The sequence below is a fragment of the Bacteroidales bacterium genome, assembly GCA_018334875.1.
Taxonomy (GTDB): domain Bacteria; phylum Bacteroidota; class Bacteroidia; order Bacteroidales; family UBA12077; genus JAGXLC01.
The window spans coordinates 1-7,580 of record JAGXLC010000203.1; the positions used below are offsets into that span (position 1 = coordinate 1).

General features: G+C 40.3%; 7 protein-coding genes. All 7 read right to left on the reverse strand.

Translation table 11 applies throughout. The features are described from left to right. Nucleotides 1-550 precede the first annotated feature (550 nt). Entirely contained in the window at nt 551-1,867 is a 1,317-nt protein-coding gene (locus KGY70_14200) for a GDP-L-fucose synthase (GenBank protein ID MBS3776342.1), read from the reverse strand. Between the two features lie 80 nt (nt 1,868-1,947). Beyond that, on the reverse strand, nt 1,948-2,280 hold the full coding sequence (locus KGY70_14205; protein MBS3776343.1) for a GxxExxY protein: 333 nt from the start codon (nt 2,278-2,280) through the stop codon (nt 1,948-1,950). 161 nt (nt 2,281-2,441) lie between these two features. Then, a complete protein-coding gene (gmd, locus tag KGY70_14210) occupies nt 2,442-3,557 on the reverse strand; it encodes a GDP-mannose 4,6-dehydratase (protein MBS3776344.1) in 1,116 nt (371 codons plus the stop codon). A gap of 150 nt (nt 3,558-3,707) precedes the next feature. Then, nucleotides 3,708-4,724 carry a hypothetical protein gene (locus tag KGY70_14215; GenBank protein MBS3776345.1) on the reverse strand — a complete coding sequence of 339 codons (1,017 nt, stop codon included), beginning with the start codon at nt 4,722-4,724 and terminating at the stop codon, nt 3,708-3,710. A gap of 171 nt (nt 4,725-4,895) precedes the next feature. Next, nucleotides 4,896-6,062, reverse strand: coding sequence for an undecaprenyl/decaprenyl-phosphate alpha-N-acetylglucosaminyl 1-phosphate transferase (locus tag KGY70_14220; protein MBS3776346.1), 1,167 nt, complete (start codon nt 6,060-6,062; stop codon nt 4,896-4,898). Between the two features lie 749 nt (nt 6,063-6,811). After that, entirely contained in the window at nt 6,812-7,042 is a 231-nt protein-coding gene (locus tag KGY70_14225; protein ID MBS3776347.1) for a hypothetical protein, read from the reverse strand. Nucleotides 7,043-7,158: 116 nt separating this feature from the next. Beyond that, the coding region (locus KGY70_14230; GenBank protein ID MBS3776348.1) for a hypothetical protein at nt 7,159-7,580 on the reverse strand (422 nt) is incomplete at its 5' end.

The following is a 7,580-nucleotide window of genomic DNA, read 5'->3' on the forward strand; positions in this document are numbered from 1 at the left end:
TTTCAGTTTATTATTAGCAAATAAGGAAGCCCGGCTTTAGTATTCTCCGGAATCTATATAACGTAAAATTTATACTAAAATTAAGTCAAATTTTGCTGCAGACTTTATCTTGCCAATTGCGCGCTTAGGTTCAGCAGTAATTCCTCTTTCGCTGTCCGGGCCGAGTTTTGCAGATGGTTCTGTCTAGTGTATTGACCTTGAATTCCGTTTAGTAAAATTAAAGCTTACAAGAATATAAGCTATTGATTGTGAAAGCTTCATTAAACTATAAGAACTTTGCGATTATAACACTAGGTATAACGTCTTGGCAGTATTGTTTTATTCGCTGATTCATTCTATCGTCCTTCATCAAACTTTTGTCAAACCCTCAAACTCTTCAGTTTATAGACAGCTCCGCCTCCTCAGTCCCATTGGCAGGCACTGAACAGGTTTTTCAAAAAGTATGCATGAAAATATAATATTTTGTCCAACTGAGAAAACGGATAAATTGTAAAATTGTTACATTGTCACATTGTCAACATATTCACTTCATTCATGAAGGTAAACCTTGTTAAATTGTCATTTTTATATACTGTCCGTAAACTTTGCTGATTCCTTCCTTTAATCCAAGTTTCTCCTGCCAGCCCATATCATGAAGCTTTGATACATCCAGCAGCTTCCGGTAGGTGCCGTCGGGCATGTTGGTGTTCCACCCGATGGTGCCCTGAAAACCTACAATCTCTTTGATCATTTCGGCGAGTTCTTTGATGGAGATGTCCTTGCCTGTGCCGATGTTCAAATGTGTATTTTTTATAGATACTTGATGATCTTTAACAAGAGAAAGGAAAGGATTGTCGAAATGGTTGGCTGTTTGATCGTTTGATTGTATGATGGTTTGATGTTGTTCCTTTGCTAAAGTCAGTAGATTATGAGCTTTTTGGTTCAGATGATCTTCTGGTATTGAGTATCCGGCGAGATCAGCGAAGTCGGTGTTTTCCATGATGTAAACGCATGCGTCGGCCATGTCGTCGGAGTGGAGGAATTCGCGGCGGGGGGTGCCGGAGCCCCAGAGCTTAACAGCGACAGAGCGATGGGGTGATGAGGCGCCGGAACGATTGGTTGATTGGTTGATTGGATGATTGGAACTTTGTAGATTGGATGATTGACTGATAGGTTGATTGGTTAGAGTGATTCCCTGATTTTCCAAAATTTGTATGATTTTTTGCTGCTCAGTCTGGCCATCTATACTGTTGATGGGGAGATGGTTGAGGTCTTTCCGAAGGGAGTTCCAGTCATCCTGCTCAAGACATTTGGCCAGGTGCATTTTGCGGATGAGGGCAGGGAGGACGTGGGAAGTTTCCAGATCGTGATTGTCGTTGGGCCCGTAGAGGTTAGTGGGCATCACCGAGATGAAATTGGTGCCATACTGGATGTTGTATTCCTCGCACATCTTCATGCCGGTGATTTTGGCTATGGCATAAGGCTCATTGGTGTATTCCAGCTCATCGGTCAGCAGGTATTCTTCTTTCATGGGCTGGGGGCAATTCCTGGGATAGATGCACGAACTGCCCAGGAACAGCAACTTCTTTACACCCTGAAGATAACTTTGATGGATTACGTTGTTCTGGATCTGCAGGTTATCATATAAAAATTCTGCCCGGTAGGTATTGTTGGCCATGATGCCCCCGACCTTAGCTGCCGCCAGAATGACATATTCCGGTTTTTCCTGTTCAAAGAATTGGGCTACAGCCCGCTGATCCTTCAGGTCCAAGTGTTTTGAGGTGCGGGTGATGATGTTGGTATAGCCCTGCTCTGTTAGTTTCCGTAAGATGGCGCTGCCTACTAATCCACGGTGACCGGCGAGGTAGATTTTGCTGTTTTGATGCATAATTATACGAACTTTTACGAATTGTACGAATTGTAAGAATTATACGAATTATTACGAATTATTACGAATTAAGCGAATGGCTATGTATGCAGGTTGAGAACACGTTTATACTCGAGGCTGGGTTTGCTGAAATTGATTAAGATTCCCAGTTTGTAGTCAATGGCTTTTAGATGGTTGTATAGTATATTTGTCATGAGCTTGTTCAAATAGTTTACTGTTTTAAGTTCAAGGATAATTTTTTCATAACAGATAAAATCGGCAACATAATATTTTTTTAATGGCTGCCCATTGTATGAAAGTTGCAATTTATGCTGACTTTTAAAAGGAATGTTACAATCGTTAAATTCTTTTGTCAATGCTTCCTGATAGACAGCTTCCAGAAAACCTGGACCCAACCTCCTATGAACCTTCATGCAAGCTCCAATAATCCTGTAACTTTCCTCTTTATATATAATTTTTGCCACCCCAATTTGTGTTAATTCGTTTTAATTCGCAAAATTCGTATTTTATATTCGGACTTCGTACTTTTCTTTTTCTCAATAAACAGATAATTTTACTCTGCCATCTTCTTACACTACTCGAAGTAGTTCATCGTCCGGTACCCTCCGTCGTTCAGATATTTATCCCGATGCATCAACTCCAGGTCGGACTGGACCATGTCGGTAAGCAGATCCTGCAGGCTGTATTCGGGTTCCCAGTTGAGTTCACTTTTGGCTTTGGAGGCATCGCCTATGAGGAGTTCCACTTCTGTGGGCCGGAAATAGTTGGGGTCCACCGCTATAACCTCTTTACCTTCTTCAACCTGATATTCCGGATTATCACACGTCTTGATGTAGCCTTTTTCCTGCTTGCCTTCCCCTTTAAAATCAATTTCAATGCCTGTTTCCTTAAAAGCCATGCGTACAAAGTCCCTCACAGTGGTGTTGATACCGGTGGCAATCACGTAATCATCGGGTTTTTCCTGCTGCATCATTAGGTACATGGCTCTTACATAATCTTTGGCATGACCCCAGTCGCGTTTTGCATCCAGATTGCCCAGGTAAATTTTATCTTGCAAACCCAAAGCGATACGAGCCACTGCCCGTGTAATCTTACGGGTAACAAAAGTTTCACCCCGTATGGGTGACTCGTGATTGAACAAGATGCCGTTGCAGGCAAACATGTTGTAGGCTTCCCTGTAGTTGACCGTGATCCAGTAACCGAAAAGTTTGGCCACGGCATAGGGGCTCCGGGGATAAAAGGATGTTTTCTCGGTCTGCGGTGTTTCCTGTATCAGGCCATACAATTCAGAGGTGGATGCCTGGTAAAATTTGATCTTATCCGTGAGGTCCAGCAGGCGAATGGCCTCCAGTATCCTCAGTGTTCCCAGACCGTCGGAATTGGCTGTATATTCCGGTGTGTCAAAAGATACTTTTACATGGCTCTGGGCCGCCAGGTTATAGATTTCATCGGGCTGCACCTGCTGGATGATGCGGATCAGGTTGGTGCTGTCCGTCAGATCTCCGTAGTGAAGGGTGAATTGTTTATCTACCGTATGCGGATCCTGGTAAATGTGATCGATGCGGTCGGTATTGAAGAGGGAAGCCCTTCGTTTGATACCGTGAACCAGGTATCCTTTTTTAAGCAGGTATTCGGCAAGGTAAGCACCGTCCTGTCCGGTTACGCCGGTTATTAGTGCTGTTTTGCTCATATGGATTGGGTTGATTGGTTGCTTGTCTGTAAGATGTCTCGTGTTTTGTGTCCCATGTCCTGTGTTGTTGTATAAAGCGCATAGCGCGGAACTTAGGGCGCAGCGATTGGGACGTTTAAGGTGCAGGATAACACACTAAATTCAATAAATTTACTCCTCCTCCTGCTGTTTTCTTTCTTCATTTCTGTAATTTCGTTCTCCGGCTGCTTTTTCATACGCCGGATATCTCCCGGAGCTTTCAATGGCCTTAAGGACAATGTCCTTCACATTTTTATCGGCGTGTTCCACTTTTTTGTATAGCTGGTTCATCAAGTTGTCCTGATCCTTGATTTTATCCTGGAGGGTTTTGATGGTCTGGTCTTTTAACTTAAGTTCTCCCTGGTATTCCTTTTCCAGCATCTCTTTCTCATGTTTGAACTGGGAGGTCAGGCGGTCAGTAACCTCCTTCTCTTTCTGCTGAACGGCCTCATCCAGTTGTTTGGGGAATTGCTCGGCTTTTTGTCTGAGTTCCTGGAGCTCTTCCTCCCGGGCTTTAAGATCGGCTTCCCGCTCCTGTATCTCTTTTTCAAAGGCTTCCCGTTTTTCCTTAAGTTCTTTCTCCTGTTGAGCTACCTTTTCCTTGTAGGCATCTTCATCCTTTTTTCTTTGCTGATCCCTGTTGTAGATGTATTCATCCTCTTCCCGTTTTCGTTCTTTCTGGATACGTTCTTTTTCTTCCTTCATCTCCTGTTCCATCCGTTTTTTCTCTTTTTCCCATGCTTCACGTTTTTCCTTCATTTCCTGTTCCAGCTCTTGTTTCTTCTCTTTATGGGCATTGATCAATGCAGCCAGTGAATCGGCCTCAGCTTTGATGTTGTAAATATTCTGAAGCTTTTCTTCTTCAGCCTGGATGGCTTCCCGTACCCTGGATAATTTTTTTTGTTCTTCAACGAGAGATTCTTCGATTTTATCGAGCGACTGGCTCAGATTAATCTTCAGTTTGGCAATATCCTGCATGACCTTATCAGGTTTTTGAGCAGCCGCTTCTTCGACCATTTTTTCCTTTTGATTTTCCTGTTGTTCGGATTCAGGAGCATCCTGCTTCTGTTCCTCGAGTTGTTGCTTCAACCTTTGATAGGCTTCAAGAATCTCTTTTTTGGTGTTTTTACTGCTAACTTCTTCCTGCATAAGACTTTAATTTTAGTAAAAATATTAATGACGCTGGTGGCAAATTTAATGAAATGAAAGGTTCAATGGGTCACTGGAAAGGATTTTCTTGGGTGTTGGAAGATGGTCTTTTTGAAGCCGGATTCAATGATGTCATTCGGCTTCTCCTCAGGAGATTTGCCGGTGTAAATATCAGACGTCTATTCTCGTGTACGTTGTCTTGGCTTGTTCCTGATGCTTACCATTATTCAGTATCTCAGGGTGTATCATCCAGTCGCTGTCGAAGGAGAGGATGGGTCTGTTTTCCTTCTTCCGGATAATCATAACGGGAAGATAGGAGAAAATACCTGCGATCACCACCTCAATAAGCATGAGTTCAATGATAGCGAGGTTTTGCAGCAGGAAAACCAGTCCTATAAATATCAAATTGAATAAAAGGATGGTAATGGTGGTTTTGCGGTGGGAGTCGAATAAGTGCAGCAACCGGTGATGTACATGCTGTTTGTCCGGATTAAAGGGGGATTTTCCCCGGAGCACCCGGAGCAAAAATACCCTTAACGTATCGAACAGCGGTACGATGAGTATGCCAAAAGACACAGCAGGGGCGGAGGATATATTCATCTTCTGCCCCACCAGATTGAGCTCGTTAAAATGTACGATGAGATATGCCAGGCCAAAACCCAGTATGAGCGATCCTGTATCACCCATGAAAATTTTGTTTTCTCCCTTCGAGACGTTAAAAAGGAAAAATCCGAGATAAGCCCCGGTAATGGCTACACTGATTATGGCCAACTGGTATTGTCCGATATAGTAGAACCATATACCCAGTGCCAGGGAAGTGAGTATTCCGATGCCTGCCGCCAGTCCGTCGATGCCGTCGATCAGGTTAAAACTGTTGGTGATTACTATGACCACAAATATGGTAAGCAGACTCCCTATGATTGGACTGATCTGATAGATACCCAGAAAGCCATGAAGATTGGTAAAATATACATCGCCGAGAAATACCACCAAACCTGCTGCTGCAACCTGTCCGAGCAGTTTTTTGTAAGGATCGATCACCAGAATATCATCCTTCAGGCCGATGAAGAAAATGATCAGTATTCCCCCTAGAAAATACTGAGAATAAGGATTGATCTGGAAATTCGCCAGTGTTAATATAGCAATGCTGATGGCGGTAAAGGTTGCGAAGCCCCCAAGAGAAGGGATCATGCCATTATGGGAAGTGCGTCCGTTGGGGATATCTACCAGTTGTTTGATTTTGGCCACTTTTACAATGGTGGGGATGGATATAACCGTTATGGCTACTGCGATCAGAAAGGTGAGCGAAGTATTTATAAGTGGATCTGTTAACTCCATACTTAGTTATTTTTGTTTCACGAAATTAAAAAATATTTTCATAATCAAAATAAAAAACAATCTTTTTAACATTTTTTTCTATACATCCGGGCCTTCATTTTACCTTAGGTTCTTTAATTGAAGGTATATGCCCGAATAATTTTGACTTTTTCAGATTACAATAAAGAAAAAATTGTGCCAAAATCTATGCTTTGGGATCTTTATTCTCCATGTAAAAAATGTTATACGTGACGAAATCTCATAAGTTTCATTTATTTATCATAATACAGACGAAAGTTTTGGCAATAAGGTTGCGAAGCGGGTATAAATTTAACTTTTTTTGAACCATATACCACGCACATAGGAAAGATAGGATTTCACATAGATTTATCATTCAAGCAATTGAGAGGACAAATTTTTAAACGATAAAAATCAGCAGTTTGAAGGCTTTTTAGACTATACTCAATATTTCTTTCTATGTGTTAGCCTATGTCAACTACGTGGTTCACAAAAATCAATTTTTTTAGATTCCAGACCGTGCTGATTTTAGACCAGTGCTGCCGGGATTTTGCCAGGGCACCCCGTCTGACCGGTTCCCGAATATAAAGACTAATTAAAAGTATTATGCTAATGTATTGTATAACATTATGATAATAGCGATAACAACAATTGTTAATAGCAGTCTGTTTTCTCTTTTAAGTTTTTTGTTCTGTTTTATGATTTTCTCATAATTATTGCTGTTAGAATGTTTCATTTTATTATATTTTTATTTAAATAAATGGATGTAATTCTAGGAATTTTCCTTTTCCCAATGATAAAATCCATAAATAAGTCATAATTAAACTTATAAATATGATAATAAAACCAATAATTCTGTCTCTTTTATTATATTTTCCAAAAGCAAAATAAATTCCTAGAACAGTTCCTGTTATACCTCCTAAAATTGAACATATAAAGCCTGTTATCCACCAAAAAGGATGCAAATTTTTTGTTTTTTCCATAAGGCATCAAAATGTTTAATTACACAACGCTTTAAGGCGGTTGATTTTGCCTTTTTTACCCAAGCCTGGGTTTACAGATATTCTGTACCAGGATACATCCCCTTCCTCTGATTTTTTCAAAACAAATTTTTTGGAGCTAAAAAGATAAAATTAATAAATGCGTGAATAATAAAACAATAAAGTAATCCATGCTTATAGTTTACCCTGGCATAACTCAATAAAAATCCCATAAATACCTGATTAATAAGAATAAGGGGTGATATCAAAAGATGGACAAAATTCAAATTATCGAAATTAAATAAATGTCCCAAACCAAAAATCAAAATTAATGAGTAAAAAATCGCCTTATAGTACTTAAAATAATAATTTTGAATTTTGTTCAAAATGTCAGTATGTAATATTTTTGTAAAAGGAATATATGCGATTAACAGACCACTCCCTAAACTTATATAAAGGTTAAAGCTTCTATTCATAAGTAAAACAACAAGAGTTGCAATAGCTATAAATAAATTTCTATAAGAAAATCTCAAAGGCAAAC

Bases quoted from the DNA above. Each gene is read 5' to 3' on its own strand.
- KGY70_14200 (MBS3776342.1), bottom strand. From the start codon at position 1,867: ATGCATCAAAACAGCAAAATCTACCTCGCCGGTCACCGTGGATTAGTA.
- KGY70_14205 (MBS3776343.1), bottom strand. From the start codon at position 2,280: ATGAAGGTTCATAGGAGGTTGGGTCCAGGTTTTCTGGAAGCTGTCTAT.
- gmd (MBS3776344.1), bottom strand. From the start codon at position 3,557: ATGAGCAAAACAGCACTAATAACCGGCGTAACCGGACAGGACGGTGCT.
- KGY70_14215 (MBS3776345.1), bottom strand. From the start codon at position 4,724: ATGCAGGAAGAAGTTAGCAGTAAAAACACCAAAAAAGAGATTCTTGAA.
- KGY70_14220 (MBS3776346.1), bottom strand. From the start codon at position 6,062: ATGGAGTTAACAGATCCACTTATAAATACTTCGCTCACCTTTCTGATC.
- KGY70_14225 (MBS3776347.1), bottom strand. From the start codon at position 7,042: ATGGAAAAAACAAAAAATTTGCATCCTTTTTGGTGGATAACAGGCTTT.